Genomic DNA, 26,874 nt, shown 5'->3' on the forward strand with positions numbered 1-26,874 from the left:
GCGATCTAAAACGATTCGCACGCCATCGAAGCGTATCACGGCACCAGCTTGTAGCCACCGGCTTCCGTCACCAGGATCTCCGGGTTGGCGGCGTCCTTCTCGATCTTCTGGCGGAGGCGGTAGATGTGGGTTTCCAGCGTGTGCGTGGTGACGCCGGAATTATAGCCCCAAACCTCCTGGAGCAGGGTCTCGCGCGACACCGGCATCTGGCCGGCCCGGTAGAGGAAGCGGAGAATTGCGGTTTCCTTCTCGGTGAGGCGGACCTTGCGGGCATTGGCCGCGGTGAGCATCTTCGAGCCGGGACGGAAGGAGTAGGGTCCGACCGAGAACACCGCGTCCTCGCTGGCTTCATGCTGACGGAGCTGGGCGCGGATGCGCGCCAGCAGCACCGCGAAACGGAAGGGCTTTGCCACATAGTCGTTGGCGCCGGATTCCAGGCCCAGGATCGTGTCGGAATCGGTGTCGTGCCCGGTCAGCATGATGATCGGGGCCTTGAAGCCGCCCTTCCGCAGCGAGCGGACAACCTCGCGGCCGTCGGTGTCGGGCAGGCCGACATCCATCAGAACCAGATCGGGGGAATTGGCCTTCGCGGCGCTGGCGCCCTTGGCGCCGGTATCGACCGCAGAGGCTTCGAATTCTTCGTGTAGCGATAATTGCTCCACCAACGTGTCGCGCAGATCGGTATCGTCATCCACGATCAGGATCTTGCGGGCATTGGCCATGGGGGGTCATCCTTTTGGGGTCCGGCTCGGCGGCACATCCATGCCGCACCCAGCCGCGAGGGGAAGTTTAAGGTCGCCGTGATTATTGTTGTTCGTGTTGAAGTAGTGGGCTGTTACCGATTCACAAGCCAGAAGCACTCTAACTCAGAATAGCAGGACGTTTTGATGAATGTCCTGTAATGAATTCGACATTGCACGTTCACATGAAAAACAAAGCAGCTTCAGTCGGTTACATCAGGAATCGAGGCCCCGGGCCGCTCTCGGCGATCCGCGTTAAGCCTGCTGCCGGCAATCCGCGCCGAGGCTGGCTGACGGCGGGAGCGCTGACCATTCCGGTTGCGCTGGGGCGAGGCGGCATTCTCGCCAACAAGCGCGAGGGCGATGGCGGCACCCCCAGAGGCAGCTTCCGGCCCAGGCAATTGTGGTGGCGGGGCGACCGGCACAGCCGTCCCCGGACGTTCCTGCCGGCCCGGATGATCACCGGCGTGGACGCCTGGTGCGAGGATCCGCGGGACCGCCGCTACAACCAGAGCATCCGGCTCGGCGAGGGGCAGGGCGGCGACCGGCTCCAGCGCGCCGACCATCTCTACGACTTCATCATCGAGATCGACCACAACACCCGACCCCGCATCGCCGGCCGCGGCAGCGCGGTGTTCCTGCACCTTGCCCGCGACAATTTCGGCCCGACCGCCGGCTGCGTCTCCATGACGAAATCCGCCATGCTGCAATTGCTGCGGCGCCTGGGCCCGCGCACAAAGATCATCATCGGGTGAGGCACACCGCCGTCATTGCGAGGCCCTTGCGACGATATTGACAGCGTTCGGGCGGCATCCTCCCTCGCCAACGGCAACTAACGATGACCGAAGATCGCGCTGCCGACGCGCACATGGGTGGCGCCGAGCATGATGGCGGTCGCGAAATCGGCGCTCATGCCCATCGAGAGATTCGTCAAGCCATTGCGCGCGGCGATCTTGGCGGTGAGCGCAAAGTGCGCGGCGGGCGGCTCGTCGACCGGCGGGATGCACATCAATCCGGAGATCGTCAGCCCGTAGGTGTCGCGGCAGCTTGCAATGAAGGCATCGGCCTCGCCCGGGGCAATCCCGGCCTTCTGCGGCTCCTCGCCGGTGTTGATCTGGACGAACAGCTGCGGGTGCCTGTTCTGGGATTCGATTTCCTTGGCTAACGCTTGGCAAATGCTCGGACGGTCGACCGAATGGATGGCGTCGAACAGCGCAACCGCCTCTTTCGCCTTGTTGGATTGCAGCGGCCCGATCAGATGCAGCGCGATATCGGGGTAAGCAGACGTTAACGCCGGCCACTTGGCTTTGGCCTCCTGCACCCGATTCTCGCCAAATACGCGCTGTCCTGCGGCGATAACCGGGATAATTGCATCCGCTGCGAACGTCTTGGACACGGCGATCAGCGTGACCGAGGCGCGGTCACGCTGCGCGTCCCTGCAGGCGCGTGCAATTTCGGCTTCGACCGCGGCGAGCGCGTTTAGTGAATGGCCGGTGACCGGCGCGACGTTGGCTTCCGTCATGACGTCTCTTGGTTGTGACCTTAGCCCGAGTTAGGTCCAATTTTACCGAGTTCAAGAAACAGTTTTTGAACCCTTCGCTTTACCTTAGCCCGCGGGGTGGGTAGCGAAAATGGCAAGCGTCAGTCTCAACCGCAAGCGCGCGAAACTCAAGCAGGTTCTCGGTATCCGGGCGCGGCTTGCGTTGCTCGCGGTGATTCTCGTGACGCCCTTGATGATCGAGCGCATCCGTTCCCTCGAAGACACGCGCGCGCGGCAAGTTGCGCAGGCCGCGGCTGAATTCACCACGGTGGCGAGGCACAGCGCCGATGCGCAGCGCCAGGTGATCTCGTCGGTCGAGACCATTCTGAAATCGGAGGCCTTCATCCGCGCCTCCGCCGGCGGCATCAGCAAGAGCTGCGACGTGCTGCGCGCGAGCCTGCCGTCGAGCCTGCCCTGGATCCGCACGCTTCTGATCGCCGGCCAGGACGGCCGCATCCAATGCGCCACCAACAACATGTATGTTGGCCTCGATCTCAGTGACCGACCGTACTTCCAGCAGGCCCAGGAAACCGGCCGCTTCGTGCTGAGCGACTTCATCATGTCGCGACCGGTACCGTCGCCAACGGTGATGGCGGTCTATCCGGTCTCCGCCTTCAGCGGTGTGGCCGATGCCGTCGTGCTCGCCACCGTCAATCTCGACTGGATGTCGAAGGTCATGAACAATCTGGGCGGTCGCGCCGGCATCACTGCGGTGCTGGTCGACAGCGCGGGCACCGTGCTGGCGGCCCCGGCCGATCAGCACAGCGCGGTCGGCCGTCCGCTCGACAACATGCCGCTGATGTCCGCGATCGCCGACAAGGCGCTGCGCTCTGATCAGGATGAGGGTTCGCTGTCCTTTCTCGCCGCCGACGGCTCCCGCCGCGCGGTCAGCTATATCCGCATCGCCGGCACCAATGCCCGCCTGATCGCCAGCATCGACGAAGACAAGGTATCCGCAGCGGTCAGCCGCGACATCCGCACCGCCTATCTGCAGCTCGCCTTCGTGCTCATGTTCGTCCTGCTCGGCGCGCTGATCGCCGCCGAAAAGCTCGTGATCAAGCCGATCGAGATGCTCGCCGACATGGCCAAGCGGCTCGGCGAGGGCGACCTGTCGGCGCGCGCCGCGCGCAATCGCCTGCCCGCCGAGTTCGTGCCGCTGGCCCGCGCATTCAACGCGATGGCCGCGCAGCTGAGCCAGCGCGAGCGCGAGCTGATCGCAAGCAACGACCGCCTGACGGTGATGGCGTCGATCGACATGCTGTCCGGTCTCGCCAACCGCCGCGGCTTCCAGAGCCGGCTGGATTTCGAATGGATGCGCGCGCAGCAATATGGCAGCGAGCTGGCGCTTCTGATGATCGACGTCGACCATTTCAAGCTGTTCAACGACACCTACGGCCATCTCGAAGGCGATTCCTGCCTGACGCGGCTCGGCGAATCACTGTCCGGCATCGCCGCCGACACGATGGGCTTCGCGGCCCGCTACGGCGGCGAGGAGTTCTGCCTGCTGCTGCCGAACACCGACGTGACGCGCGCCGTCGCGATCGGCGAGCAGGTGCGTTCGGCCGTGCTGAGGCTCTGCCTGCCTCACATCACCTCGAACCACATGATCGTCACGGTCTCGATCGGCGTCGCCGCGACCAAGCCGAGCGAATCCTTGCGTCCCGGCGACCTGATCGAAGCCGCCGACGCCGCGCTCTACGCCGCCAAGCATCGTGGCCGCAACAATGTCGTCGAGCACGGCGTGCAGGCGATCGCGACCGGCACGGCCGAGATAATGATGGTGGCGAGCGCCTAAAGCGCTGGTTCTTCACCTCGCCCCGCTTGCGGCAGGCTATCGCGTATGAGATGTGGGCCATGGGCACCGACTATCTCCACGTCGTCATGGCCGAGCTTGACGCCTCTCGAAAATTCAAATGCGATTGCCCTGCCGCAAGCGGGGCGAGGGAGCATACCGTCGCTGACCGCTAGCCCGCAGCGCCGGCGCGATCGAGCTCGATCTCCGTCACCACACGATTGCGGCCGCCGCCCTTGGCGAGATAGAGCGCACGGTCGCAGCGTTCGATCAGATCCGTGATCGCCTCGCCGACCCGGAATTGCGCAACGCCGATCGACACGCTGATGCCGGGCAGGGTCTCGCCGGTCGAGCGACGCGTGAGCGTGCAATCTGCGATCGCGCGCCTGATGCGTTCGGCGATCTCGGCGCAAGCGGCGAGATCGGCGTCCGGCAGCACCGCGATCAGCTCCTCGCCGCCATAGCGGGCCGGCAGATCTTGCGCGCGAACCTTCTCGCGCAGGACCTTGGCCATCAGGCGCAGCACCTGGTCGCCGACACCGTGGCCGAAATTGTCGTTGAACGACTTGAAGTGGTCGATGTCGAGCATCAGCACGCTGAGCGGCTCGCCCCATTCCGCCGTCGTCTGCGCCTTGCGCAGGAATTCGTCGAGGGCCCGCCGGTTCGCCAGCCCGGTCAGCGTGTCGGTCCGGGCGCGCTGCTCGGACCGCGACAGCGAATCGCGGATCACGTCGAGTTCGCGGGTCTTTTCCGCAAAGCCTGCCTCCAGCCGCGTCGCCCGCGTGGCCGCCCGCGCCAGCTCGTTCATGAGCTGGGCCACCAGCAGCTTTGGATCGACGCCGGCCTTGCCCTGGTCGGCCACCTGGCTGATGACCTGCATCTGCGAATGATTGTCGGCGATCGCCGTCGTCAGAAACTCCTTCGCCGTCCCCATCAGCGCCTGCAGCCGCTCGGAGGTGTCGACCACGACGGCACTCACCTGCGGCGCGACGTAGGTCTCGAACAGATCCTGATTGGTTTGGGCGTCGAAGGGACGATTGTGGTCGATCAGGAGATCGATCGCGTTGCGCAGATCGTCATGGCTGCCCGCCAAATACTGGAACCAGACGGCAAAGTTGGCCGGGGTCGGTGCAATCCGCTGTTCGGCCATGCTCCGCATTGCCCGCCCGGCGACGGACGCGGCATAGTCGTAATCGGGATCGTCGAAGCTGGAATCCATGTGCGGTAACGCGGCCTTGTCGGGCTGCAACTTGGCATCGACGCCTTAATCACACCCCAACGCGGACCCTCGTAGTTATGCGGAGGGGTCAAAGTTCCAAAACGCGGCAACCCATTGACCCCTTAAGGGCTTCTATGGCCTAGTCCGCCGTCTTGAGACGGCCGAACCACGAAAACCCAACGATTCCATGACCTCCGAACGCTATAACGCCCGCGACGCCGAACCGCGCTGGCAACGCCTCTGGGACGAGCAGGCGATCTTCGTCTCCAAAAACGACGATCCGCGGCCGAAATATTACGTGCTCGAGATGTTCCCCTACCCGTCCGGGCGCATCCATATCGGCCATGTCCGGAATTACACGCTCGGCGACGTGCTGGCCCGCTTCATGCGCGCCAAGGGGTTCAACGTGCTGCATCCGATGGGCTGGGACGCCTTCGGCCTGCCGGCCGAGAACGCCGCGATCGAGCGCAAGGTGGCGCCGAAGGCCTGGACCTACGACAACATCGCCGCGATGAAGAAGCAGCTCCGCTCGATCGGGCTGTCGCTGGACTGGTCCAGGGAGATCGCGACCTGCGACCCCTCCTACTACAAGCACCAGCAGAAGATGTTCCTGGATTTCCTGCGCGCAGGGCTTGCCGAGCGCGAGAAGCGCAAGGTGAACTGGGACCCCGTCGACATGACCGTGCTCGCCAACGAGCAGGTGATCGACGGCCGCGGCTGGCGCTCGGGCGCCGTTGTCGAGCAGCGCGAGATGAACCAGTGGGTCTTCAAGATCACGAAGTACTCGCAGGAGCTGCTGTCGGCGCTCGACGGGCTGGACCGCTGGCCCGACAAGGTGCGCCTGATGCAGCGCAACTGGATCGGCCGCTCCGAGGGCTTGTTGATCCGCTTCGCGCTGGATGCGGCGACGACGCCGGCCGGCGAGAGCGAGCTGAAGATCTTCACGACGCGGCCGGATACGCTGTTCGGCGCCAAGTTCATGGCGATCTCGGCGGATCATCCGCTGGCACAGGCCGCCGCCGCAAAGAACCCTGAGCTTGCGGCGTTCGTTGCCGAGATCAAGAAGATCGGCACCGCGCAGGAGATCATCGACACCGCGGAGAAGCAGGGTTTCGACACCGGCATCCGCGCGGTGCACCCGTTCGATCCCTCCTGGAAGCTGCCGGTCTATGTCGCCAATTTCGTGCTGATGGAATACGGCACCGGCGCCATCTTCGGCTGCCCGGCGCACGATCAGCGCGACCTCGACTTCGTCAACAAGTACGCTCTCGGCAACACGCCCGTCGTATGCCCGGAAGGCCAGGACCCGAAGAGCTTCGTCATCACCGACACCGCTTATGACGGCGACGGCCGCATGATCAATTCGCGCTTCCTCGACGGCATGACCATCGAGCAGGCGAAGGAAGAGGTGGCGAAGCGGCTCGAGACGGAGCTGCGCGGCAACGCGCCGGTCGGCGAGCGCCAGGTGAATTTCCGTCTGCGCGACTGGGGCATTTCGCGCCAGCGCTATTGGGGCTGCCCGATTCCCGTCATTCACTGTCCGAAATGCGACGTGGTGCCGGTGCCGGATGCCGACCTGCCCGTGAAGCTGCCGGACGATGCGACCTTCGACAAGCCGGGCAACGCACTCGATCATCATCCGACCTGGAAGCACGTCACCTGCCCGCAATGCGGCGGTAAGGCGCAGCGCGAAACCGACACCATGGACACGTTCGTGGACTCGTCCTGGTACTTTGCGCGCTTCACCGATCCCTGGAACGAGGCTTCGCCGACCACGCCTGCGGTCGCCAACCGCATGCTGCCGGTCGACCAATATATCGGCGGCGTCGAGCACGCGATCCTGCATCTGCTCTACAGCCGCTTCTTCACCCGCGCGATGAAAGCGACCGGGCATATCGCGCTGGACGAGCCGTTCGCCGGCATGTTCACGCAAGGCATGGTGGTGCACGAGACCTACCAGAAGGCCGACGGCAGCTATGTGCAGCCGGCCGAGGTGAAGGTCGAGGTCGGCGGCAACGGACGCCGCGCCACGCTGCTGACGACGGGCGAAGACATCGCGATCGGCCCGATCGAGAAGATGTCCAAGTCGAAGAAGAACACGGTCGACCCCGACGACATCATCGAGACCTATGGCGCCGACGTCGCCCGCTGGTTCATGCTGTCGGACTCCCCGCCCGACCGCGACGTGATCTGGAGCGACGAGCGCGTCCAGGGTGCCTCGCGCTTCGTGCAGCGGCTGTGGCGGCTGGTGAACGATGCCGCCACCCTCGGCAAGGCTGCGCCGGCAGCCCGGCCGGCCAGCTTCGGCCCGGACGCCACCGCCTTGCGCAAGGCCGCCCACGGCGCGCTGGACAAGGTCACCGCCGGCATCGAGCGGCTGCACTTCAACGTTTGCCTCGCCCATATCCGCGAATTCACCAATGCCTTCTCGGAGGTGCTCCAGCGCCCTGGCCAACCTGCCCCGGACCTCGCCTGGGCGATCCAGGAGGCCAGCCAGATCCTGGTCCAGCTGTTCTCGCCGATGATGCCGCACCTCGCCGAGGAGTGCTGGCAGGTGCTTTTTGAGAATGGTCTTGGCCGAAAGGGGCTGGTTTCGGAGGCCGATTGGCCGCAAATCGAACGCGATTTGCTGGTTGAAGACAGCGTGACCCTGGTGGTGCAGGTCAACGGCAAGAAGCGAGGTGAGGTCACAGTTGCAACAGCGGCCCAAAATCCGGAAATCGAGGCTGCCGTTTTGGCCCTCGATGCGGTAAAGCTGGCCCTGGACGGCAAGCCCGTCCGCAAGGTGATCATCGTTCCCAAGAGGATCGTGAATGTTGTCGGCTAGGACCCGTATCGCAGCCCGCTTGCTGGCAGTTGCCGCGCTGGCGGCGCTGACGGCCGGCTGCTTCCAGCCGATGTATGCCGAGCGCAGCGACGGCACCCCGGGCCTGCGCGAGAAGCTGATGGGGGTCGAGCTGCCCCCGATCAACAAGCCCAATGCTTCCCGCGAGGCCCGCGTCGGCGTCGAAATCCGCAACGCGCTGGCCTTCAAGCTTTACGGCACGGCGACGGGCATGCCGCCGACCCACCGGCTCGACATCCGCTTCACCACCAGCCGCTCCTCCCTGATCGTCAGCTCCGCAACGGGATTGCCGACCAGCGAAAATCTCGGCATCGACGCCCAGTACAATCTGGTCGAAGTCGTAACCGGCAAGTCTGTGATGACCGGCTCGACCTTCTCGCGCGTGTCCTATGACATGCCGGGGTCCTATCAGCGCTTCTCGCGCACCCGCGCCGTGCGCGATGCCGAAGACCGGGCCGCCAACGAGATCGCCGAGAACATCACCACCCGGCTCGCCTCGTTCTTCACCGCGGGAACGTAATACGCTTCCGTCATTCCGGGTTCGCCTTCTGACGAGGCATTCCGGAATGACGAGTATCGGACGATATGGTCGCACTGCGCGGAAAAGAGATCGACGCCTTCCTCGCCCGCCCCGATGCGGGCCGTCCGATCATCCTGCTCTACGGTCCCGATGCCGGCCTCGTGCGCGAGCGCGCCGACGCGTTGATCGCGTCCGGCGTCGACGATCCCAACGATCCGTTCTCGCTGGTCAAGCTCGACGGTGACGAGCTCTCCGCCGAGCCGTCGCGCCTGGTCGACGAGGCCATGACGGTGCCGCTGTTCGGCGGCCGACGCGCCATCCGCGTTCGCGCCGGCTCGCGCAGCTTTGCCTCCGGCATCGAAACTCTGGCCGAGATGAACGTGAAGGATTGCCGCATCGTGATCGAGGCCGGCGAGCTCCGCCCGGAATCGCCGCTGCGCAAGACCTGCGAGAAAGCCAAGACCGCCGTGGCGATCGGCTGTTATCCCGACACCGAGCGCGATCTTGCCAAGCTGATGGACGACGAGCTGCGGATCGCGAATTTGCGCATTGCGCCGGACGCCCGCGCGGCGCTGATGTCGTTCCTCGGCGGCGACCGCCAGGCCTCGCGCAACGAGCTGCGCAAGCTGACGCTCTACGCCCATGGCAAGGGCGAGGTCACGCTGGATGACGTCATGGCCGTGGTCGCCGATGCCTCGGAGCTGAAGCTCGATCCGATCGTCGACGGTGCCTTCGCCGGGCGGCCCGACATCGTCGAGACCGAGTTTGCAAAGGCAATGATCGCCGGGACCTATCCCGGCGTGATCATCTCGGCCGCGCAGCGCCAGGCCGCGTGGCTGCACAAATCCGCGCTGGCGATTGCCGACGGCACGCCTGCCTCCGCCGTGCTCGACGGCGGCTTTCCGCGCCTGCATTTTTCACGAAAGCCCGCGGTCGAAACTGCGCTGCGCAATTTCAGCCCGGCGCGGCTCGCCGCTGTGATCGAGCAGCTGGCGACCGCCGCCCTCGACACGCGCAAGCAGTCCACCCTCGCCGCCGCCATCGCCCAACGCGCGCTGATGGCGATCGCCGCGAATGCGAAACGGCGGGGCTAGACCTCCGCTCTCTCCACGTCATTGCGAGCGCAGCGAAGCAATCCAGATTCCCTACGCGGAAAGATTCTGGATTGCTTCGTCGCTTCAGCACAAAATTGCTTCGCAATTTTGTCGCGAGCTCCTCGCAATGACGCGTGGAGAGAGTGGCGTGAAAATGGCTCTACAGCGCGCCCTTGGCCAGCCGCTTCATCACCTCGTCGAGCTGATCGAGGTTGCGGTAGTTGATCTGCACGGAGCCGCCGGGATCGCGGTGATTGACGGTGACCTTGAGTCCGAGCGCGTCGCTGACGCGCTTCTCCAGATCGATCGTGTCGGGGTCCTTCTCCTTGCCCCCGCTGGCGCGCGCCTTCTGCGGCTTGCGCTCCGGCACGCCCTCTTCATGCGCAAGCGCCTCGGCCTGGCGGACGTTGAGACCTTCCTCGACGATGCGCTTGGCGGCGGCGAGTGGATCGGGCACGCCGATCAGCGCGCGGGCGTGGCCGGCCGTCAGCTCGCCGGTCGCGATGAAGGCCTGCACTTCCGCCGGCAGCTTGGTCAGCCGCATCATGTTGGCGACGTGACTGCGGCTCTTGCCGACGACCTTGGCGATGTCCTCCTGGCTGCGTTTGAACTCGTTGGCGAGCGCATGATAGCCCTGCGCCTCTTCCATCGGGTTGAGGTCCTCGCGCTGCACGTTCTCGACGATCGCGAACTCCAGCGCATCGCTGTCGCTGATGTCGACGGGCACGATCGGCACTTCATGCAGGCCGGCCATCTGCGAGGCGCGCCAACGCCGTTCGCCGGCAATGATCTCGTAGCGATCCTGCGCGCCTTTCACCGGACGCACCACGATCGGCTGGATCACGCCATGCTGCTTGATGGACTCCGAGAGCTCCTTCAGCTCGGTGTCCGAAAAGGTGCGGCGCGGGTTGCGCGGATTGGCCTTGATGAATTCGATCGGCACCTTGCGCTGCGCGCGCGGACGATCGACATGCTGAGCCTCGCCGCCGACGTCACCGATCAGACTTGCAAGACCCCGGCCCAGTCGCGAACGCGCTTCGTCGGCCATCGCCAACTCCCTTGGATTCACGGTGCAGCACTCCAGAACTGAATTATCGTAGGGTGGGTAAAGCGAAGCGTGCCCACCGATTGTGTGCGGAAGACGGTGGGCACGGCGAAGACGCCTTTGCCCACCCTACGGCATTGTCAATGCGTGGTGCGCAACTCGCGCTCGCGCTGGATCACTTCGGTGGCGAGGCGCAAGTAAGCTTCGCTGCCGACGCATTTGAGGTCGTAGACCAGCACCGGCTTGCCGTAGGACGGCGCTTCCGAGATGCGCACGTTGCGCGGGATCATGGTCTTGTAGACCTTCTCGCCCATGAACTGGCGGACGTCGGCGACGACCTGGTTCGACAGGTTGTTGCGCGAGTCGAACATGGTCAGCACGATGCCGTGGATCGACAGGTTCGGATTGAGTGTCGAGCGCACCTGCTCCACGGTCTGCAACAATTGCGACAGACCTTCGAGCGCGAAGAACTCGCATTGCAGCGGCACCAGGATCGCATCCGAGGCCGCCATCGCGTTGACCGTGAGCAGGTTGAGCGAGGGCGGGCAGTCGATCAGCACGTAGGTGTAGTCGGCGTCCGGCGAGACGTTGTTGTTGAGTGCGCCGATCGCGTCGCGCAACTTGAAGGCGCGGCCGGGCGTGGTGCCGAGCTCGAGCTCGAGGCCGGAGAGATCCATGGTCGATGGTGCGATGTGCAGCCGCGGCACCGCGGTCGAGACCACCGCCTCGCGCAAGGCGGCTTCGCCGATCAGCACGTCGTATGTCGAGCAGGAGCGGTTGCGGCGATCGATGCCGAGGCCGGTCGAGGCGTTGCCCTGGGGATCGAGATCGACGATCAGGACGCGCTCCCCGATCGCCGCGAGCGCCGTGCCCAAGTTGATCGCTGTGGTTGTTTTCCCCACCCCGCCCTTTTGATTCGCCAGCGCGAGGATGCGCGGATGGCCGTGGGGGACCTCGTCGGTCTTTTGGGCCGTCTGTTCTTGCTGCGGTTCGTCAATCACGCTCATCGCAATTCCCCACTCACCCTCAACGCCTCAGCTGCGCCGTTCGGCGGCATTGAGCTCCACGATCCAGCCGTCGCCCGTGCGGCTTTGGTGGAGCTGCGGCCGAATATTCCAATATTTAGCGGCTTCGGTCAATTCAGCCTCTACATCTTGACCCTTGGGAAACAACGCTTTTGCGCCCTGGCGCATCATCGGCTCCGCAAAGCCGATGAGTTGATGTAGCGGAGCCAGCGCACGCGCGGTGACGCAATCGACGGGGCCGGTGATTCTATCCACATTATCCCCGATCTCAGCGAGATGTACGACTCCCGGAGATGTGGTGACGCGGATCGCTTCGCGCAAAAAAGCGGCCTTCTTGGCGATTCGCTCGACCAGATGGACGCTCGCGCCAGGCGTGCCGGCCATGGCGCAGGCGAGCACGACGCCGGGAAATCCGCCGCCGCTCCCGAGATCAGCCCACCGTTTTGCAGCCGGTGCGAGATCGACGAGCTGGAGCGAGTCAGCGATGTGCCGGGTCCAGAGGTTTGGCAAAGTCGATGGCGCGACGAGATTGGTCTTGGCCTGCCACTCCCGGAGTAGCGCGATGTAGCGATCAAGCCGCTCCTCGGTTTCACGTGAAACGGGAGCGAGCTTCATAGCGGCGGTCTTGTCAGCGGCGATGATCGAATCGAGCACCTTGTCGTTGGCCGCGGCCTTGCTGATCTTCGGGCTGGCCACTCCAGGTTCACTTCGCCGCCCGGCGCCCTCACCCGCTCCGGGTCTTCGCGATGGCGGTCGATCTCCGCCCGATCCGCGCTGTTTCACGTGAAACGCCTATGCGATTGGCTTTATGCGATTGCTTTGGAAGTCTTCCGTGCCTCGCGGCGGAGATAGGCCGCGAGAATGCCGAGCGCCGCCGGCGTCATCCCGTCGATCCGGCCGGCCTGGCCGACGGTGAACGGTCGTGCCTTCTCCAGCTTGGCGCGCACTTCATTGGAGAGACCGGGCACGAGCTGGTAATCGACATCCGCCAGCACCATGCCCTCGTCGCGCCGGAAGGCTTCGACGTCGGCGCTCTGGCGCTCCAGGTAGACGTCGTACTTGGCGTCGATCTCAAGATGGGTCGCGATGACGGGATCGATGGCCGACAGCTCAGGCCAGATCGCGCGGACCTGGCTCCAGCCGATCTCCGGATAGGCCATCAGCTCGAACGCCGAGCGGCGTTGGCCGTCCCGGTTCAGCGACAGCCCGTGCTTGATGGCTTCGTTCGGGGTGATGGTCAGGGACTGCGACAACGTCCGGGCAGCGTTCAGGGCGTCCATCTTGGCGCGATGATGCCTGATCCGGGCGCTGCCGACACATCCCAGAGCGATCCCTTTCTCGGTCAGACGCTGGTCGGCATTGTCGGCCCGCAGGGTCAGCCGGTACTCGGCCCTGGAGGTGAACATGCGATAGGGCTCGCTGATCCCGCGGGTGACGAGGTCGTCGATCATCACACCGAGATAGCCGTCGGCACGGTCGAACACTGAGAGCGCGGCACCGCTGGCGGAGAGCGCGGCATTCAGGCCGGCGACAATGCCCTGCCCGGCGGCTTCCTCATATCCGGTGGTGCCATTGATCTGCCCGGCCAGGAAGAGACCGCGCAGACGCTTGGTCTGGAGGGTCGGATCGAGCTCGCGGGGATCGATGTGGTCGTATTCGATGGCGTAGCCGGGACGGACCATCCTCACCCGCTCCAGGCCGGGGATGCTGGCGAGGATCGCGAGCTGGACCTCTTCGGGGAGCGAGGTCGAGATGCCGTTGGGATAGACGGTCGTGTCGTCGAGCCCTTCCGGCTCCAGAAAGATCTGGTGACCGTCGCGGTCGCCGAAGCGGACGATCTTGTCCTCGATCGAGGGGCAATAGCGTGGACCAGAGCTCTTGATCTGGCCGGAGTACATCGGGGAGCGATGGACATTGGCCCGGATCACCTCATGGGTCGCGGACGTGGTCCGGGTGATCCCGCACTGGATCTGCGGCGTCGTGATCCGCTCGGTCATCACCGAGAACGGCTCCGGCGGCTCGTCGCCGGGCTGCATCTCGACTGCGGACCAGTCGATGGTGGTGCCGTCGAGACGCGGCGGCGTCCCGGTCTTGAGACGTCCAAGAGTGAAGCCGGCGCGCTCGAAGGAGCTGGAAAGGCCCATCGCAGGCGCCTCGCCGACGCGTCCGGCGGGCCAGTTCTTCTCGCCGAGATGGATGAGACCGCGGAGGAAGGTGCCGGTGGTCACGACAACGGCCCCTGCCCGCAGCTCCCGGCCGTCGGCCAGGCGAAGCCCGGTCACCCGGCCATCGACTACGACCAGCCCGTCGGCTTCGCCCTCGATGACGGAAAGACCTTCGGTCTGGCGGATCGCGGCCTGCATCGCCGCCGCGTAGAGCTTGCGGTCGGCCTGGGCCCGCGGACCGCGGACGGCCGGACCTTTCCGACGATTAAGAACGCGAAACTGAATGCCGCCGGCATCGCCCACACGGCCCATCAGGCCGTCGAGCGCATCGACCTCGCGGACCAGATGCCCTTTGCCGAGCCCGCCGATGGCGGGATTGCAGGACATCGCGCCAACGGTCGAGAAACGGTGCGTTACCAGAGCGGTCGTCGCACCCATCCGGGCAGAAGCAGCCGCGGCCTCACAGCCGGCGTGACCGCCGCCGATGACGATGACGTCGAAGCTCTCTCGCTCTGTTCGCATGGACGGACTTCTAGCTTAGCGGCGAGAAAGCCGGAAGTAGAAACTCTGCGGGCCGTGTTTCACGTGAAACAAGCGCGGGCCCAGGGCGGCAGCACTTTCGCGAAAACAACCCCATGCACAGTAGGAGGGGCATTGAGCCACATCGCGTTTCACGTGAAACGGAACGGGGCCTAATTCCACGACCATCGAACACAACCCCCGATACGTCCCATTGTCTCTTTGGCGGAGCTGCCAGTCGAACGCGGGGCAACCGCGTCATACTCCGTCATTGCGAGCGCAGCGAAGCAATCCAGAGTCTCGCGGCGGAGACAGTCTGGATTGCTTCGTCGCAAGGGCTCCTCGCAATGACCAGACTCGAAGCACGGCCGTCGCCTCGGCGCTCTCTCTGTAGATGGGAACGGCCGACCGACACGGGCCCCCGGCGCTGTTTCACGTGAAACGACCAGAAACACCGTGCGGAACCGGAACCCCCGTTTCACGTGAAACAGAAGAAATGGAACAAGGGCCAGTTCTACAATGAAGAACTAGCGCTACTTTCCGATGCAGAACTTCTGGAAGATGGCCCCAAGGACGTCCTCGACGTCTACCCGGCCCAAGAGCCGGCCCAAGGCATAGGCGGCCGCCCGCAGCTCTTCGGCCGCGAGCTCCTCACCGTGTTCTACAAGGTCCAGACTCCGGCGCAAGCTGGCTGAGGCCCGGCTCAACAATTCGCGCTGGCGCGCCCGGGTCACCATGGCGCCCTCGGTGGTTCCGAAGAACTCCGAAGCGAATTTCACCAGCGCCTCGACCAGCTCAGGCATGCCGTCGCCCCGGCTTGCCGAGATCCCGAACTCGCTCGGCCTGGCTGCTCCGACCCTGCCGAGATCAATCTTGTTGCGCACGATCCAGACCGAGCCGCCGGACGGAACAGCACCGTCCGCCAATGTCCAGCGCGAGCGCATTGTATCCGGATCGACGGCTTGTCCGCCCTCCACCAGCCACAGCACCAGGTCGGCGTCCTCGGCGCGCGCGCGGGCGCGGCGCACGCCTTCCTGCTCGACCGGATCGTCGGTCTCGCGGATGCCAGCGGTGTCGATGACCGTGACGGGATAGCCGTCGAGGTCGAGCTGCACCTCGATGACGTCGCGCGTCGTGCCGGCATGCGGCGAGACGATCGCGACCTCGCGGCGCGCGAGCTGGTTGATCAGCGTCGACTTGCCGACATTCGGCTCGCCGGCGATGGCAACGACAAGGCCCTCGCGCAGCCGTTCAGAATGCCCCTGTGCCGCAAGCACTTTCGTGATTTCGTCGTGAAGCGCTCTGATCGCTTTCACCGCCGGCGCCCGCAGCTCCGCCGGCACGTCGCCTTCATCGGAAAAATCGATGCCGGCCTCGATCAGCGCGGAGGCCTCGATGATGCGCTCGCGCCAGTCGCGCGCGCGGTCGCCAAGCAGGCCCTGCAATTGGCGCAGCGCTTGGCGGCGCTGGCGGTCGGTGTCGGCGTGAATGAGGTCGTCGAGCCCCTCGGCCTCGGTCAGGTCGAGCTTGCCATTCTCGAAGGCGCGGCGCGTGAACTCGCCGGGGTCGGCCGCACGCGTATTCGGGATATCGGAAATTGCAGCGAAGAGCGCCGCGAGCACCGCCCGGCCGCCATGAACGTGAAACTCGGCAACATCCTCGCCGGTGGCGCTGGCCGGTCCTGGAAACCAGAGCACGACCGCATCGTCGATCGGCTGGCCCTCGCCGTCCCGGAGCAGCCGACGGCTCGCCTGTCGCGGCGCCGGCAGCCGGCCCGCGAGCGCCGTCAACGCCGCGCCGGCTTGCGAGCCGGAGACGCGGACCACGGCGATCGCGCTGGGCGCCCGCCCGGATGACAGCGCGAAAATGGTCTGGTCTCGTGGATGCATAGCCTATTTGTCCGGCTGCGGCCGAAAACGCAAACGTCCGTTTCTCGCGATCGAGAGCAACCGGATTTGCTGCACCAGGTTCTGCAGCAAATCGATTTTGCACCGCAATATAACCGCAGCATTCTGCTGCAGTTGGCCTGATCGCAGGGGGAGGCCGACTAGGATTTCAAGAATTACTTTTCAATACCAACAGTTTAGTGAGAAACCTAGGTCGAGCACCGGCTGCCGCTCATGCTGCACCTTCGCTGCAGCAAAACCGCAACAAAAAGGGCGCCCGAAGGCGCCCGGAAGTCTTTATTGCAGTGCACTCAGGTGTTCATGGAGTCGAAGAACTCCGAATTGCTCTTGGTCGAGCGCAGCTTGTCGAGCAGGAAGTCGATCGCGTCCATCGTCCCCATCGGATTGAGGATGCGGCGGAGCACGTACATCTTCTTGAGCACCTGCGGATCGGTGATGAGCTCCTCCTTGCGGGTGCCGGAGCGCGAGATATCGATCGCCGGGAAGGTGCGCTTGTCCGAGACCTTGCGGTCCAGGATCAGTTCGGAGTTACCGGTGCCCTTGAACTCTTCGAAGATGACTTCGTCCATGCGGCTGCCGGTATCGACCAGCGCGGTCGCGATGATGGTCAGCGAGCCGCCCTCTTCGATGTTGCGGGCCGCGCCGAAGAAGCGCTTCGGACGCTGCAGCGCGTTGGCGTCGACACCGCCGGTCAGCACCTTGCCGGATGACGGCACCACGGTGTTGTAGGCGCGGCCGAGGCGCGTGATCGAATCGAGCAGGATCACGACGTCGCGACCGTGCTCGACCAGGCGTTTTGCCTTCTCGATCACCATCTCGGCGACCTGAACGTGGCGCACCGCCGGCTCGTCGAAGGTCGAGGACACGACCTCGCCCTTCACCGAGCGCTGCATGTCCGTGACTTCTTCCGGACGCTCGTCGATCAAGAGCACGATCAAATAGCATTCGGGGTGATTGTGCGTGATCGAATGCGCGATGTTCTGCATCAGCACGGTTTTACCGGTACGCGGCGGTGCCACGATCAAGGCGCGCTGGCCCTTGCCGATGGGCGCGACGATGTCGATCACGCGTGCAGACAGGTCTTTCCGCGTGGGATCGTCGATCTCCATGCGGAAACGCTGATTCGGAAACAGCGGCGTGAGGTTGTCGAAATTGACCTTGTGCTTGGCCTTTTCCGGATCCTCGAAATTGAGCGTGTTGACCTTCAGCAGCGCGAAGTAGCGCTCGCCCTCTTTCGGGCTGCGGATGTGACCTTCGATGGTGTCGCCGGTGCGCAGGCCGAAACGGCGGATCTGCGAGGGCGACACGTAGATGTCGTCAGGACCCGGCAGATAATTCGCGTCGGGCGAGCGGAGAAAGCCGAAGCCGTCGGAGAGAACTTCGACGACGCCCTGGCCGACAATATCGGTCTCGGCGAGCGCCAGCTGCTTGAGGATGGCGAACAGCAGCTCCTGCTTGCGCATGGTGCTGGCATTCTCGACCCCATTCTCCTCCGCGAACGAGACGAGCTCGGCCGGCGTTTTGGACTTGAGGTCTTCGAGTTTGATTTCCCGCATTGGGGTGGTCCTGTGGGGTAACCTGAAAAGAGGGGGTGCGAGGAGGCTCTGAAATGCGGACGCGAGCAGGTGCAGGTAAGGTCCGCAGGTCTGGCAAGGTGAACGCCGGTGAGGCTTCAATCCTGATGCGGGGTCCGGCCTCTGGAAGGCTCGGACACAACCACATCCGCCTGCGTTGGGTGGGATATCGATAATATAGAAAATCGCCTAGCGCTCCGCAAGCCGAAGCGCTGAGCGAATCGTCGCGCAGTTTGCCTAGAACGGCTTCACGATCACCATGATAACGATGAAAATCATCAGGACGGTCGGCACCTCGTTGATAATCCGATAGAATTTCTGGCTTCGCGGGCGACGATCGGCGGCGAAATCCTTGACCCAGCGTGAAAAATAGCCGTGGACCGCCGAGAGCACGAGGACCAGTGCCAGTTTGACGTGCAGCCAGCCGAACGAGAACCAATGGCCGGACCAGGCGAGATAGAGCCCGGCGAGCCAGGTGACCATCATCGCGGGGTTGATGATCGCCTTGAGCAGCCGGCGTTCCATCACCTTGAACGTCTCCGACTGCTTCGAGCCGATTTCGGCCTCGCAGTGATAGACGAACAGCCGCGGCAGGTAGAGCATGCCGGCCATCCAGGAGATGACGGCGATCACGTGCAGCGCCTTGATCCAGAGATAGACGTCTTCGAACATTTTCGGGGGTCCGGCTTGCTGCCCAGCGCGGGGAACGCTGGGGATAGTAAGAACCCGTTAAGGTCTTACCCCGCACACATATCCCTCCGTAGCGCCTTCCTCAAATCTAGAATCTTAGATTCTTAAGGTTTGAGTCTATGTGACCGTGGATTGGACTCACGCAATTCCGTCCGCGCGTTCACGCGCGCTTGTTCACATCCATCCACATATTCCGGACAGCCTTTGTCGACTTCCGATAAGTCAGCCGGCTTCAAAGGCTTGCGCGATTGTATCGGCAGCTTATCAAGGGACTTGTCCGCGCAATCCCGCTTCCCTCTCGGCGAGGCGTCGGATTTGTCCTGACCGGCAGCGGTGTGAAGAAAATCACGCCTTGTCCCGCCCCTGGTGTCGCACATCCCTTTCCGAGAGGTTAAGCTCCACAGAAATCCACAAACCACCCCAACGAAATTCAAAGGGTTTTTGTGCCGACCTCGAACAATTATTTCCATCTCCACCTGGTCTCGGACTCCACGGGTGAGACGCTCATCACCGTGGCGCGCGCGGTCGCGGCCCAATACGCCAACGTGACGCCGGTCGAGCACGTCTATCCGCTGGTGCGCAGCCAGAAGCAGCTCGACCGCGTGCTTGATGAGATCGAGGAAGCGCCAGGGATCGTGCTGTTCACGCTGCTCGAGAAGGACCTGGTCGCCAGACTCGAGGATAAGTGCAAGCAGATCAATGTTCCGAGCCTGTCGATCATCGGACCGGTGATGCAGCTGTTCGAGGCCTATCTGGGAGCAGCGACCACCGGCCGTGTCGGCGCCCAGCACGTGCTCAATGCCGAATATTTCAAGCGCATCGATGCCTTGAACTACACGATGATCCATGACGACGGTCAGCATGTCGAAGGTCTCGACGAGGCCGACGTGGTACTGGTCGGGGTATCCCGGACATCGAAGACGCCGACATCGATCTATCTCGCCAATCGCGGCATTCGCACCGCCAACGTGCCGCTGGTGCCGGGCATTCCGGTGCCGGCGCAATTGGAGACGCTGACGCGGCCGCTGGTGGTCAGCCTGCACGCGACGCCGGAACGCCTGATTCAGATCCGGCAGAACCGCCTGCTGTCCATGGGCGCCGAGTCCAGCAGCGGCAGCGACAGCTACACCGACAAGCAGTCGGTCACGGAGGAGGTCGCGTTCGCGCGCAAGCTGAGCGCCAAGCATGACTGGCCGCTGCTGGACGTCACGCGCCGCTCCATCGAGGAAACCGCGGCGGCGATCATGAAGCTGTATAGCGATCGCCAGCGCAACCGGCCGTCCGAGTAAGTGTCGCCGATGAGTCTGTGGCGCGGCAAAAGTCCGTTGATCCTGGCCTCGCAAAGCAGCGCGCGCAAAATGCTGCTGGGCAATGCCGGGCTCGACTTCGAAGCCGTCACCGCCGATATCGACGAGCGTGGCATCCAGGCCGCGTCAAAGCTCTCCAACCCGCGCGAGATCGCCCTGCTGTTGGCCCGCGAAAAGGCCAAGGCTGTTTCTGCCTGCTATCCCGGACATTATGTGATCGGCGCCGACCAGACGCTGGCGCTCGGGAGCCGTCTCTTCAATAAGCCGGCAGGCCGCACCAAGGCGCTGGCGCAATTGCGCGATCTCGCCGGTCAGACGCATGAGCTGAATTCCGCCGTCGCCGTGGCGCAGGATGGCAGGATTCTCTTCGAGGACGTTTCTGTGGCGCGCATGACCATGCGGGGAATGAGCGAAGCCGAGCTTTCGGCCTATCTCGACGCCGCGGGCGACGCTGTGACCAGTAGCGTCGGCGCCTATCAGCTCGAGGGCCTCGGCATCCATCTGTTCGAGCGCATCGAGGGCGACCATTTCACCATTCTCGGCCTGCCGCTGCTGCCGCTGCTTGCGTATCTGCGCAGCGAGCAGCTAATTGCGGTGTAGATGCGAGAGAAGGCTGGGTGCTGATGCGAATTCTCGGACTGACCGGCTCGATCGGGATGGGCAAATCCACCACCGCGACATTGTTCGCGGAGGCCGGCGTCCCCGTCTACGACGCCGATGCCGCCGTGCATCAGCTCTATGAGGGCGAGGCCGCCCCCGCGATCGAGGCCGCTTTCCCCGGCACCACCGCGAATGGCAAGGTCGACCGGCAAAAGCTGTCGGCGCGTGTCGTGCACGATCCCGCCGCGATCAAGCAGCTCGAGCAGATCGTTCATCCCATGCTCGGCGCGTCCCGGCAGAAATTCTTTGCCGACGCCGAGGCCGCCAAGGCGCCGGTCGTGGTGCTGGACATCCCGCTGCTGTTCGAGACCGGCGGCGAGAAGCGGGTCGATGCCGTGGTCGTGGTCTCGACCTCGCCCGAGCTGCAGCGCCAGCGGGTGCTGGCGCGCGGCACGATGGACGAGGCCAAGCTCGATGCCATCATCGCCAAGCAGATGCCGGATGCCGAGAAGCGCAAGCGGGCCGATTTCGTGGTGGATACCTCACACGGACTTGACCCCGTGCGGGCCCAAATCGCGCACATCCTGGCCGAGGTCGTTAAGATGCCGCAGCGGCGGACCTGATTCGCCGCCTCACACGGCTTCCAAGAGACATGCGCGAAATCGTCCTCGACACCGAAACCACCGGCCTCGATCCGCTGCGCGGCGATCGGTTGGTCGAGATCGGCTGCGTCGAGATCTTCAATCGCATGCCGACCGGACAGACGTATCACGTCTACATCAACCCCGAGCGGGACATGCCGGCGGAAGCGTTTGCGGTGCACGGATTGTCGTCCGAGTTCCTGGCGACCAAGCCGTTGTTCCACGAGGTCGCCGACGACTTTCTGGCGTTCATCGGCGACGCCCCGCTGGTGATCCACAACGCCTCGTTCGACATCGGCTTCATCAATGCCGAGCTCGACCGCATCAAGCGCGCTGCGATCCCGCGCGAGCGCCTGGTCGATACGCTGCTGCTGGCGCGTCGCAAGCATCCCGGCGTGTCCAACCGGCTCGACGATCTCTGCTCGCGCTACTCCATCGACAATTCACACCGTACCAAGCACGGCGCGCTGCTGGACGCCGAGCTGCTCGCCGAGGTCTATGTCGATCTGGTTGGAGCGCGGCAGTCGCAGCTGCTGCTGGCCTCGGACGCCGAGGAGATCAGGGTCAGTAGCGCCGGCGATGCGCCGCGGCGGCAGCGCCCGGCGCCGCTCGCGCCGCGGATTTCCGAAGCCGAGCGCGAGGCCCATCGGGCCTTCATCGCAACGCTCGGCGACAAGGCGATCTGGAACGAGTACCTGCCCGCTCCAGCCGCGCTGGCGGTGGCTCAGGCCTGACCGGCCTGTCCGCCCTGAGCGGCCATTTGCCGCTCCATGTTCTGGCGGTAGAGACCGACGAAGTCGACCGGATCCAGCATCAGCGGCGGGAACCCGCCATCGCGCACCGCCGTCGCAATGATCTCGCGTGCGAACGGGAACAACAGGCGCGGGCACTCGATCATGACCAGCGGGTGCAGGTTCTCCTTGGGCACGTTGACGATCCGGAACACGCCGGCATAGGCGAGCTCGAACGAGAACATCACTTTACCGGCGGTCTCGGCTTTGCCCTCGACCGACAACGTCACCTCGAATTCCTGTTCACTGAGATTGTTGGCGTTGACGTTGATCTGGATGTTGATCTGCGGCGGCTGGCTCTGCGGCTGCAGCGAGCTCGGCGCGTTGGGATTTTCGAACGAGAGGTCCTTGGTGTATTGCGCCAGCACGTTGAGCTGGGGAGCCTGGGCCGCCTCGGGAGGGGTACCGTTACCGTTGGTCATGAAAGTGTCTCCTTACCCGATTGGGGCTGAATTTCGCGGCGGTTGGCTAACATAGGGCCGGCTCGTTCCACAAGGACGAACGGTCCCGCACCGGGAATTCGGGCCGCAATCGCGGCTTTGACGTTCCTCCTGCCTTTTCCGCGAAATTTCGCCTTAAACGATTGAAGATGCGCCATTTCCAGGCAGGATCGGGTTTCCCCTTAAGCATAAAACGCGCTACACTTGGCGCTGTGCCAAAAGGCGCCATTGGCCGGGCCAGATTTCGTGCCTACATCCCACGGACCTGACGTGGACCCAAAATGGTGATGTAGACTTGCCGTTTCCGTAAGGAACGGTCTACTGGCCGGATTGATTTTCCCGGCAACGAGCCCTGCAAAGACCAGAAAGCGAATACGACGTGGACATCTACACCATCATATTCCTGGCGCTGGCCGTCTTCATCTTCTTGCGGCTGCGTAGCGTGCTGGGGCAGCGCACCGGCAACGAGCGGCCGCCGTTCGATCGCACCGCCGCACGCAACGCGCTCGGAGGCGCCCAGGACAACAACGTCGTGACCATGCCGGGCAAGGTGATCGACCAGGCCCCGCTGGCGCCGACGGCCGAGCCGACCGCGCCGTCCGATCGCTGGAAGGGGCTGACCGAGCCGGGCACGCCGCTGGCGCAGGGTCTCGATGCCATCGTCGAGAAGGATTCCAGCTTCGACCCGCGCCATTTCCTCTCGGGCGCGCGCGGCGCCTACGAGATGATCGTGCTCGCTTTTGCCAATGGCGACCGCCGCGCGCTGCGCGATCTGTTGTCGTCGGACGTCTATGAAAGCTTCGACGCTGCGATCAAGGAACGCGAGAAGAACGAGCAGAAGACCGAGACGCGGTTCGTGTCGATCGACAAGGCCGAGCTCGTCGGCGCCGAGTTGCGCGATCGCAGTGCGCAGCTCACCGTGCGCTTCGTCTCGCAGATGATCTCGGCCACCCGCGACAAGGCCGGCAACATCGTCGACGGCAGCGCTGACACGGTCGCCGATATCACCGATATCTGGACTTTCGCCCGCGACACCTCCTCTCGCGATCCGAACTGGAAGCTGGTTGGCACCGGAAGCGCGAATTAAGATCTTCCTGAAGAACGGCGCGACGGCGCTTTGCGCAGCTGCCGTCGCGCTGTCGTCGTTTTCGCTCGGCGCCGAGGCGGCGCGCCGCCACCACCACCGCAACCATCACCACCATCTGCCGCAAAAGCCTGCCGTGCCGGCGCGTGCGCTGCCCTACCCGCAGCTTTCCCTGCCGTTCGAAATTCCCGGCGCGCAATATCTCCCGCTGGCTTGGGCGGACCTGAAGGGGTGGGGCGAGGACAATCATCTCGCGGCCTACAAGACCTTCCGCGCCAGCTGCCGCCCGATCAATGCGCAGAGCGGCGCGCCCGACGCCAAGAACGGCGCGGCCGAAGCCAAGGCTTTGGCCGGCTCGCTGAGCGAGCCTTGCCGGGCGGCCAAGACGCTCGACCTCAACGACGACGCCAAGGCGAAGTCGTTCTTCGAGGAGAATTTCACGCCGCTGCGGATCTCGCGGCTCGGCGAGCCCGAAGGGTTCGTCACCGGCTATTACGAGCCGGTGCTGGAGGGGTCGCGCACGCAGTCCGATGTCTACAACGTGCCGGTCTATCGCCGTCCCTCGAACTTGTTTGTGCACGGCTACAAGCAGGATGCGCTCAGCCTGCCCAACAAGGGCCCGGTCTATCGCAAGATCGGCCGCCGCAAGCTGGTGCCCTATTACGACCGCGGCGAGATCGAGGACGGCAAGATCGCCGGCCGGGGGCTCGAGATCGCCTGGCTGAAGGATCCGACCGATCTGTTGTTCGCGCAGATCCAGGGCTCGGCCCGCATCAAGTTCGACGACGGCAGCTCGGTTCGACTCAATTACGACGCCTATAACGGCTATCCCTACACGGCGGTCGGTCGCATCCTGATCGAGCGCGGCATCATCCCGAGAGAGGAGATGTCGATGCAGAAGATCAGGGAGTGGATGGCGCAGAACCCCGACGGCGCCAAGGAGCTGCGCCGCGCGAACCGCGCCTACATCTTCTTCCGCGAGGTCAACCTCTCCGACAAGGAGGAGGCAGTCGGCGCGCAAGGCATTCCCTTGACCGCGGGGCGCTCCATCGCCGTCGACAAATCGCTGCATGTCTACGGCACGCCGTTCTTCATCGAGGGCGAGCTTCCGATCGAGTCAGAACGCGCCAAGACGCCGTTCCGCCGGCTGATGATCGCGCAGGACACCGGCTCTGCCATCATCGGGCCAGCACGGGCCGATCTGTTTTTCGGCGCCGGCGCGGATGCCGGCCGTGTCTCCGGCCGGCTGCGCCACCCCATGCAATTCGTGATGCTGGTGCCGAAGAGCCTCGATCCCGCCCCGCGCGCCGCGAAGCTGCCAATCCCGGACCCAAGGCCCGCCGAGAAGATCGCAAAGCTGTTTCCGCAGACCGATCCGGCAAAGACCGGCACGCCCGTCGCCGCGGCGGCGCAAGGCAAGACCGAAACAGTCGCCGTCGCCGGCCCGGTTCCGCTGCCGGTGCCGCGTCCCGCGATCGAGCCTGCCCCTGAGCCGCGCCGTCCGGCAAAGAATCGTCCTCATCGCCCGCAATGAAACGGCCGTCCCGTCCGCCCGTGCTGGAGCCTCGCCCCTCGCCGCGCCGTCGCGCGCTGAGCGAGGAGGAGCGCGAGCTGTGGGATCTCGTCGCAAAGCATGTCAAGCCGCTGCGGAAGCATCGCGCGGCCAAGGCGCATGCTACCCCGCGCGCCGAATCTTCGCCCGGGTCCCAGGTGACGAGGACTTCGCCACCGTCAAGGCCGGTTGCCGCTGCACCGGCGCCGCGCGCTGCAAAGCCGTCGATTCCGCCGCTAGCGCCGCTCGGCAAGCGCGAGCGAACCAAGCTGTCGCGCGGCCGCAGCGAGATCGAGGCACGGCTCGATCTGCACGGCATGACCCAGATGCGCGCCCATCGCGCGCTGGCCGGCTTCCTGCACCGCGCCCATCAGGACGGCCTCACCTTCGTGCTCGTCATCACCGGCAAGGGACGCAGTGGCGGCGAAAGCGGCGTGCTCCGCCGCCAAGTGCCGGAATGGCTCAGCCTGCCGGAATTCCGCGCCTTCGTGGTCGGCTTCGAGGAAGCCGCGATCGGCCACGGCGGCGAGGGGGCGCTGTATGTGCGGATCAGGCGGGCGAGAGGGTAATGGCACTACATCTCTCCCACAAAGCTTGCGGGAGAGGGAGCGCACCTCCGATGCCGCCTAAGCAGAGCGCTAAAACGGCCGGATGATTCCGACGCGCGGGATCAGCGTGAGGATCAAACCGAAGATATTTGTCTTCCGATCCTCCGCCGGGATCAGCGCTGTCTCCCGTGCGGCCGGAAGCACCTTCACCGCGTGAAGGATCAGGAACATGCAGACCGCCCAGTTCGAGATCCAGCGTGAATAGTCGAACACCATCGCGAACATCACGAGATAGGCGACACTGATGCCGACCAGTGCTGCGATGACGAGCCGCTTGTGCAGATCGCTGGCGAGCGCGCCGATCAGGCTGGCAAAGAAGCGCCACAGCGGCGCGTGCAGCCAGATCAGAGCTGCGAACACGGGCACGCCGAGGATGTTGTGCGGCAGGCGGCCCCAGGTGTCGGCAACCTCCTTCGCCAGCGGCTGGTACCAGATGTAGGCGAATTGCAAGAGGTCGATGCGCGCAGGATCGGCCATCCGGCTTTTGAGATAGGCGACGAAGTCCGCTTCGGGGACCGGCATCGTTCCCAGAAACTGCGCGGCGAAGAACAGCGCGGAGACAATGGCGAGAGCGACCCCGCCGAAGACAACATTGCTGCGGTCACAACCGTAAGCAAGGTAATGCCGGATCACGACGATGGTGATGATCGTCGGCACGTACATCAAGAGATGAATGTGGTGGATCAGCACGAGAACGATCGAGAACAGCGCAGCCATGGCCACGAAGACCAGCGAGCCCGCCGGCATCAGCAGCAGGATGATCGCCAGCGCGCAGCCATAGATGTCGAAATGGCCGAGCGTGTGCATGAAGTTCTTGAGGAAGAACGGCGAGCCCGCGGTGAAGACGAACAGAGGCAGCGTTTTCGCAGAGAAGCCGAACGTGTTCTGGAAGAGCCTGGCATAGAGGCCCAGCGTTGCCAGCCACGTCGCCCCGCCGAGCGCGAACACTGGCCATACCGGCACCTTGTCGGTGAACAGCGCGACGATTGCCCCGATCAGCGCGCGCTTGATGAAGCCGAAATGATAATCGACCAGGAGATGGATGTAGGGGACGTAAGGCGGCAGCTGGATCTTGTGGAGAAAGACGCCAACGATGACCGCCGCGTTGATCGCGAGCAGGAGCCGCCAGGGATTTTGCAGGATGCGTACGGTCACGCCGCATCAATAGCGTGACCG

General features: G+C 64.3%; 24 protein-coding genes. 12 read left to right on the forward strand and 12 right to left on the reverse strand.

Annotation, left to right across the window (positions count from 1 at the left end; genetic code table 11):
- Positions 1 to 35 precede the first annotated feature (35 nt).
- Positions 36 to 722, reverse strand: a complete 687-nt coding sequence (locus I6F24_RS30785; RefSeq protein WP_008142830.1) for a response regulator — start codon at positions 720 to 722, stop codon at positions 36 to 38.
- A gap of 203 nt (positions 723 to 925) precedes the next feature.
- Between I6F24_RS30785 and I6F24_RS30790 the strand changes: the two genes are divergently transcribed.
- A complete protein-coding gene (locus tag I6F24_RS30790) occupies positions 926 to 1,495 on the forward strand; it encodes a L,D-transpeptidase family protein (RefSeq protein WP_036024277.1) in 570 nt (189 codons plus the stop codon).
- Positions 1,496 to 1,572: 77 nt separating this feature from the next.
- Here I6F24_RS30790 and I6F24_RS30795 read toward each other — a convergent pair whose 3' ends face one another.
- Complete coding sequence (locus tag I6F24_RS30795) at positions 1,573 to 2,262, reverse strand: YggS family pyridoxal phosphate-dependent enzyme (RefSeq protein WP_225151916.1); 690 nt, start codon at positions 2,260 to 2,262, stop codon at positions 1,573 to 1,575.
- A 109-nt stretch (positions 2,263 to 2,371) separates the two neighbouring features.
- Between I6F24_RS30795 and I6F24_RS30800 the strand changes: the two genes are divergently transcribed.
- Positions 2,372 to 4,075: a diguanylate cyclase gene (locus tag I6F24_RS30800; protein ID WP_225151918.1), complete on the forward strand. Its 1,704-nt coding sequence runs from the start codon at positions 2,372 to 2,374 to the stop codon at positions 4,073 to 4,075.
- 169 nt (positions 4,076 to 4,244) lie between these two features.
- Here the strand turns inward: I6F24_RS30800 and I6F24_RS30805 are convergent, their stop codons facing one another.
- A complete protein-coding gene (locus tag I6F24_RS30805; protein ID WP_225152023.1) occupies positions 4,245 to 5,222 on the reverse strand; it encodes a GGDEF domain-containing protein in 978 nt (325 codons plus the stop codon).
- A gap of 256 nt (positions 5,223 to 5,478) precedes the next feature.
- Between I6F24_RS30805 and leuS the strand changes: the two genes are divergently transcribed.
- From leuS to holA, 3 genes are all read left to right on the forward strand, one after another.
- Positions 5,479 to 8,118 (forward strand): leucine--tRNA ligase, encoded by a 2,640-nt coding sequence (gene leuS, locus I6F24_RS30810; protein ID WP_225151920.1) that lies wholly within the window; start codon positions 5,479 to 5,481, stop codon positions 8,116 to 8,118.
- Complete coding sequence (lptE, locus tag I6F24_RS30815; RefSeq protein WP_036003091.1) at positions 8,105 to 8,656, forward strand: LPS assembly lipoprotein LptE; 552 nt, start codon at positions 8,105 to 8,107, stop codon at positions 8,654 to 8,656. Before leuS ends, lptE begins: the two co-directional genes overlap by 14 nt.
- 65 nt (positions 8,657 to 8,721) lie before the next feature.
- Complete coding sequence (gene holA / locus I6F24_RS30820) at positions 8,722 to 9,750, forward strand: DNA polymerase III subunit delta (RefSeq protein ID WP_036024285.1); 1,029 nt, start codon at positions 8,722 to 8,724, stop codon at positions 9,748 to 9,750.
- 160 nt (positions 9,751 to 9,910) lie between these two features.
- Here the strand turns inward: holA and I6F24_RS30825 are convergent, their stop codons facing one another.
- The 7 genes from I6F24_RS30825 to hemJ form a co-directional block, all read right to left on the reverse strand.
- Positions 9,911 to 10,798, reverse strand: a complete 888-nt coding sequence (locus tag I6F24_RS30825) for a ParB/RepB/Spo0J family partition protein (RefSeq protein WP_036003095.1) — start codon at positions 10,796 to 10,798, stop codon at positions 9,911 to 9,913.
- A 137-nt stretch (positions 10,799 to 10,935) separates the two neighbouring features.
- The gene (locus I6F24_RS30830; protein ID WP_025033064.1) at positions 10,936 to 11,802 is read right to left on the reverse strand and encodes a ParA family protein; all 867 of its coding nucleotides are present in this window, start codon (positions 11,800 to 11,802) and stop codon (positions 10,936 to 10,938) included.
- A gap of 27 nt (positions 11,803 to 11,829) precedes the next feature.
- The gene (rsmG, locus tag I6F24_RS30835; RefSeq protein ID WP_225152024.1) at positions 11,830 to 12,435 is read right to left on the reverse strand and encodes a 16S rRNA (guanine(527)-N(7))-methyltransferase RsmG; all 606 of its coding nucleotides are present in this window, start codon (positions 12,433 to 12,435) and stop codon (positions 11,830 to 11,832) included.
- Positions 12,436 to 12,626: 191 nt separating this feature from the next.
- Positions 12,627 to 14,507, reverse strand: a complete 1,881-nt coding sequence (gene mnmG / locus I6F24_RS30840) for a tRNA uridine-5-carboxymethylaminomethyl(34) synthesis enzyme MnmG (RefSeq protein WP_225151922.1) — start codon at positions 14,505 to 14,507, stop codon at positions 12,627 to 12,629.
- A gap of 530 nt (positions 14,508 to 15,037) precedes the next feature.
- Positions 15,038 to 16,393 (reverse strand): tRNA uridine-5-carboxymethylaminomethyl(34) synthesis GTPase MnmE, encoded by a 1,356-nt coding sequence (gene mnmE, locus I6F24_RS30845; protein WP_225151924.1) that lies wholly within the window; start codon positions 16,391 to 16,393, stop codon positions 15,038 to 15,040.
- 308 nt (positions 16,394 to 16,701) lie between these two features.
- A complete protein-coding gene (gene rho / locus I6F24_RS30850) occupies positions 16,702 to 17,967 on the reverse strand; it encodes a transcription termination factor Rho (protein ID WP_008133567.1) in 1,266 nt (421 codons plus the stop codon).
- A 255-nt stretch (positions 17,968 to 18,222) separates the two neighbouring features.
- Positions 18,223 to 18,657, reverse strand: coding sequence for a protoporphyrinogen oxidase HemJ (hemJ, locus tag I6F24_RS30855; protein ID WP_036003118.1), 435 nt, complete (start codon positions 18,655 to 18,657; stop codon positions 18,223 to 18,225).
- 461 nt (positions 18,658 to 19,118) lie between these two features.
- Here hemJ and I6F24_RS30860 point away from each other — a divergent pair, with 461 nt between their 5' ends.
- From I6F24_RS30860 to dnaQ, 4 genes are read left to right on the forward strand one after another with little or no spacing between them, the layout of a single operon-like run.
- Complete coding sequence (locus tag I6F24_RS30860) at positions 19,119 to 19,964, forward strand: pyruvate, water dikinase regulatory protein (RefSeq protein WP_225151926.1); 846 nt, start codon at positions 19,119 to 19,121, stop codon at positions 19,962 to 19,964.
- 9 nt (positions 19,965 to 19,973) lie between these two features.
- Positions 19,974 to 20,582, forward strand: a complete 609-nt coding sequence (locus tag I6F24_RS30865; protein WP_225151928.1) for a Maf family nucleotide pyrophosphatase — start codon at positions 19,974 to 19,976, stop codon at positions 20,580 to 20,582.
- 23 nt (positions 20,583 to 20,605) lie between these two features.
- On the forward strand, positions 20,606 to 21,205 hold the full coding sequence (gene coaE / locus I6F24_RS30870) for a dephospho-CoA kinase (protein ID WP_036024292.1): 600 nt from the start codon (positions 20,606 to 20,608) through the stop codon (positions 21,203 to 21,205).
- Positions 21,206 to 21,234: 29 nt separating this feature from the next.
- Positions 21,235 to 21,957 (forward strand): DNA polymerase III subunit epsilon, encoded by a 723-nt coding sequence (gene dnaQ, locus I6F24_RS30875; RefSeq protein WP_225151930.1) that lies wholly within the window; start codon positions 21,235 to 21,237, stop codon positions 21,955 to 21,957.
- Here the strand turns inward: dnaQ and secB are convergent.
- The gene (secB, locus tag I6F24_RS30880) at positions 21,948 to 22,436 is read right to left on the reverse strand and encodes a protein-export chaperone SecB (RefSeq protein ID WP_036003132.1); all 489 of its coding nucleotides are present in this window, start codon (positions 22,434 to 22,436) and stop codon (positions 21,948 to 21,950) included. The two genes, dnaQ and secB, sit on opposite strands and share 10 nt — an antisense overlap.
- A 397-nt stretch (positions 22,437 to 22,833) precedes the next feature.
- On the opposite strand from secB, the gene I6F24_RS30885 reads away from it, so the two are divergent.
- From I6F24_RS30885 to I6F24_RS30895, 3 genes are read left to right on the forward strand one after another with little or no spacing between them, the layout of a single operon-like run.
- The gene (locus I6F24_RS30885; RefSeq protein WP_036003134.1) at positions 22,834 to 23,541 is read left to right on the forward strand and encodes a Tim44/TimA family putative adaptor protein; all 708 of its coding nucleotides are present in this window, start codon (positions 22,834 to 22,836) and stop codon (positions 23,539 to 23,541) included.
- On the forward strand, positions 23,519 to 25,072 hold the full coding sequence (locus I6F24_RS30890) for an MltA domain-containing protein (protein ID WP_225151932.1): 1,554 nt from the start codon (positions 23,519 to 23,521) through the stop codon (positions 25,070 to 25,072). Before I6F24_RS30885 ends, I6F24_RS30890 begins: the two co-directional genes overlap by 23 nt.
- On the forward strand, positions 25,069 to 25,659 hold the full coding sequence (locus I6F24_RS30895; RefSeq protein WP_036003140.1) for a Smr/MutS family protein: 591 nt from the start codon (positions 25,069 to 25,071) through the stop codon (positions 25,657 to 25,659). Before I6F24_RS30890 ends, I6F24_RS30895 begins: the two co-directional genes overlap by 4 nt.
- A 69-nt stretch (positions 25,660 to 25,728) precedes the next feature.
- Here I6F24_RS30895 and I6F24_RS30900 read toward each other — a convergent pair whose 3' ends face one another.
- Entirely contained in the window at positions 25,729 to 26,853 is a 1,125-nt protein-coding gene (locus I6F24_RS30900; protein WP_225151934.1) for a hypothetical protein, read from the reverse strand.
- Between the last annotated feature and the right edge of the window lie 21 nt (positions 26,854 to 26,874).

Origin of the sequence: Bradyrhizobium sp. BRP23 (assembly GCF_020194135.1) — a bacterium.
Taxonomy (GTDB): domain Bacteria; phylum Pseudomonadota; class Alphaproteobacteria; order Rhizobiales; family Xanthobacteraceae; genus Bradyrhizobium; species Bradyrhizobium yuanmingense.

Coding starts and splice junctions, on each gene's coding strand:
- I6F24_RS30785 (WP_008142830.1), bottom strand. CDS start 722: ATGGCCAATGCCCGCAAGATCCTGATCGTGGATGACGATACCGATCTG.
- I6F24_RS30795 (WP_225151916.1), bottom strand. CDS start 2,262: ATGACGGAAGCCAACGTCGCGCCGGTCACCGGCCATTCACTAAACGCG.
- I6F24_RS30865 (WP_225151928.1), top strand. CDS start 19,974: ATGAGTCTGTGGCGCGGCAAAAGTCCGTTGATCCTGGCCTCGCAAAGC.
- I6F24_RS30895 (WP_036003140.1), top strand. CDS start 25,069: ATGAAACGGCCGTCCCGTCCGCCCGTGCTGGAGCCTCGCCCCTCGCCG.
- rho (WP_008133567.1), bottom strand. CDS start 17,967: ATGCGGGAAATCAAACTCGAAGACCTCAAGTCCAAAACGCCGGCCGAG.
- lptE (WP_036003091.1), top strand. CDS start 8,105: ATGTTGTCGGCTAGGACCCGTATCGCAGCCCGCTTGCTGGCAGTTGCC.
- I6F24_RS30805 (WP_225152023.1), bottom strand. CDS start 5,222: ATGGCCGAACAGCGGATTGCACCGACCCCGGCCAACTTTGCCGTCTGG.
- hemJ (WP_036003118.1), bottom strand. CDS start 18,657: ATGTTCGAAGACGTCTATCTCTGGATCAAGGCGCTGCACGTGATCGCC.
- I6F24_RS30800 (WP_225151918.1), top strand. CDS start 2,372: ATGGCAAGCGTCAGTCTCAACCGCAAGCGCGCGAAACTCAAGCAGGTT.
- secB (WP_036003132.1), bottom strand. CDS start 22,436: ATGACCAACGGTAACGGTACCCCTCCCGAGGCGGCCCAGGCTCCCCAG.
- mnmG (WP_225151922.1), bottom strand. CDS start 14,507: ATGCGAACAGAGCGAGAGAGCTTCGACGTCATCGTCATCGGCGGCGGT.
- I6F24_RS30825 (WP_036003095.1), bottom strand. CDS start 10,798: ATGGCCGACGAAGCGCGTTCGCGACTGGGCCGGGGTCTTGCAAGTCTG.
- I6F24_RS30790 (WP_036024277.1), top strand. CDS start 926: ATGAAAAACAAAGCAGCTTCAGTCGGTTACATCAGGAATCGAGGCCCC.
- rsmG (WP_225152024.1), bottom strand. CDS start 12,435: ATGAAGCTCGCTCCCGTTTCACGTGAAACCGAGGAGCGGCTTGATCGC.
- coaE (WP_036024292.1), top strand. CDS start 20,606: ATGCGAATTCTCGGACTGACCGGCTCGATCGGGATGGGCAAATCCACC.
- mnmE (WP_225151924.1), bottom strand. CDS start 16,393: ATGCATCCACGAGACCAGACCATTTTCGCGCTGTCATCCGGGCGGGCG.
- leuS (WP_225151920.1), top strand. CDS start 5,479: ATGACCTCCGAACGCTATAACGCCCGCGACGCCGAACCGCGCTGGCAA.
- I6F24_RS30830 (WP_025033064.1), bottom strand. CDS start 11,802: ATGAGCGTGATTGACGAACCGCAGCAAGAACAGACGGCCCAAAAGACC.
- holA (WP_036024285.1), top strand. CDS start 8,722: ATGGTCGCACTGCGCGGAAAAGAGATCGACGCCTTCCTCGCCCGCCCC.
- dnaQ (WP_225151930.1), top strand. CDS start 21,235: ATGCGCGAAATCGTCCTCGACACCGAAACCACCGGCCTCGATCCGCTG.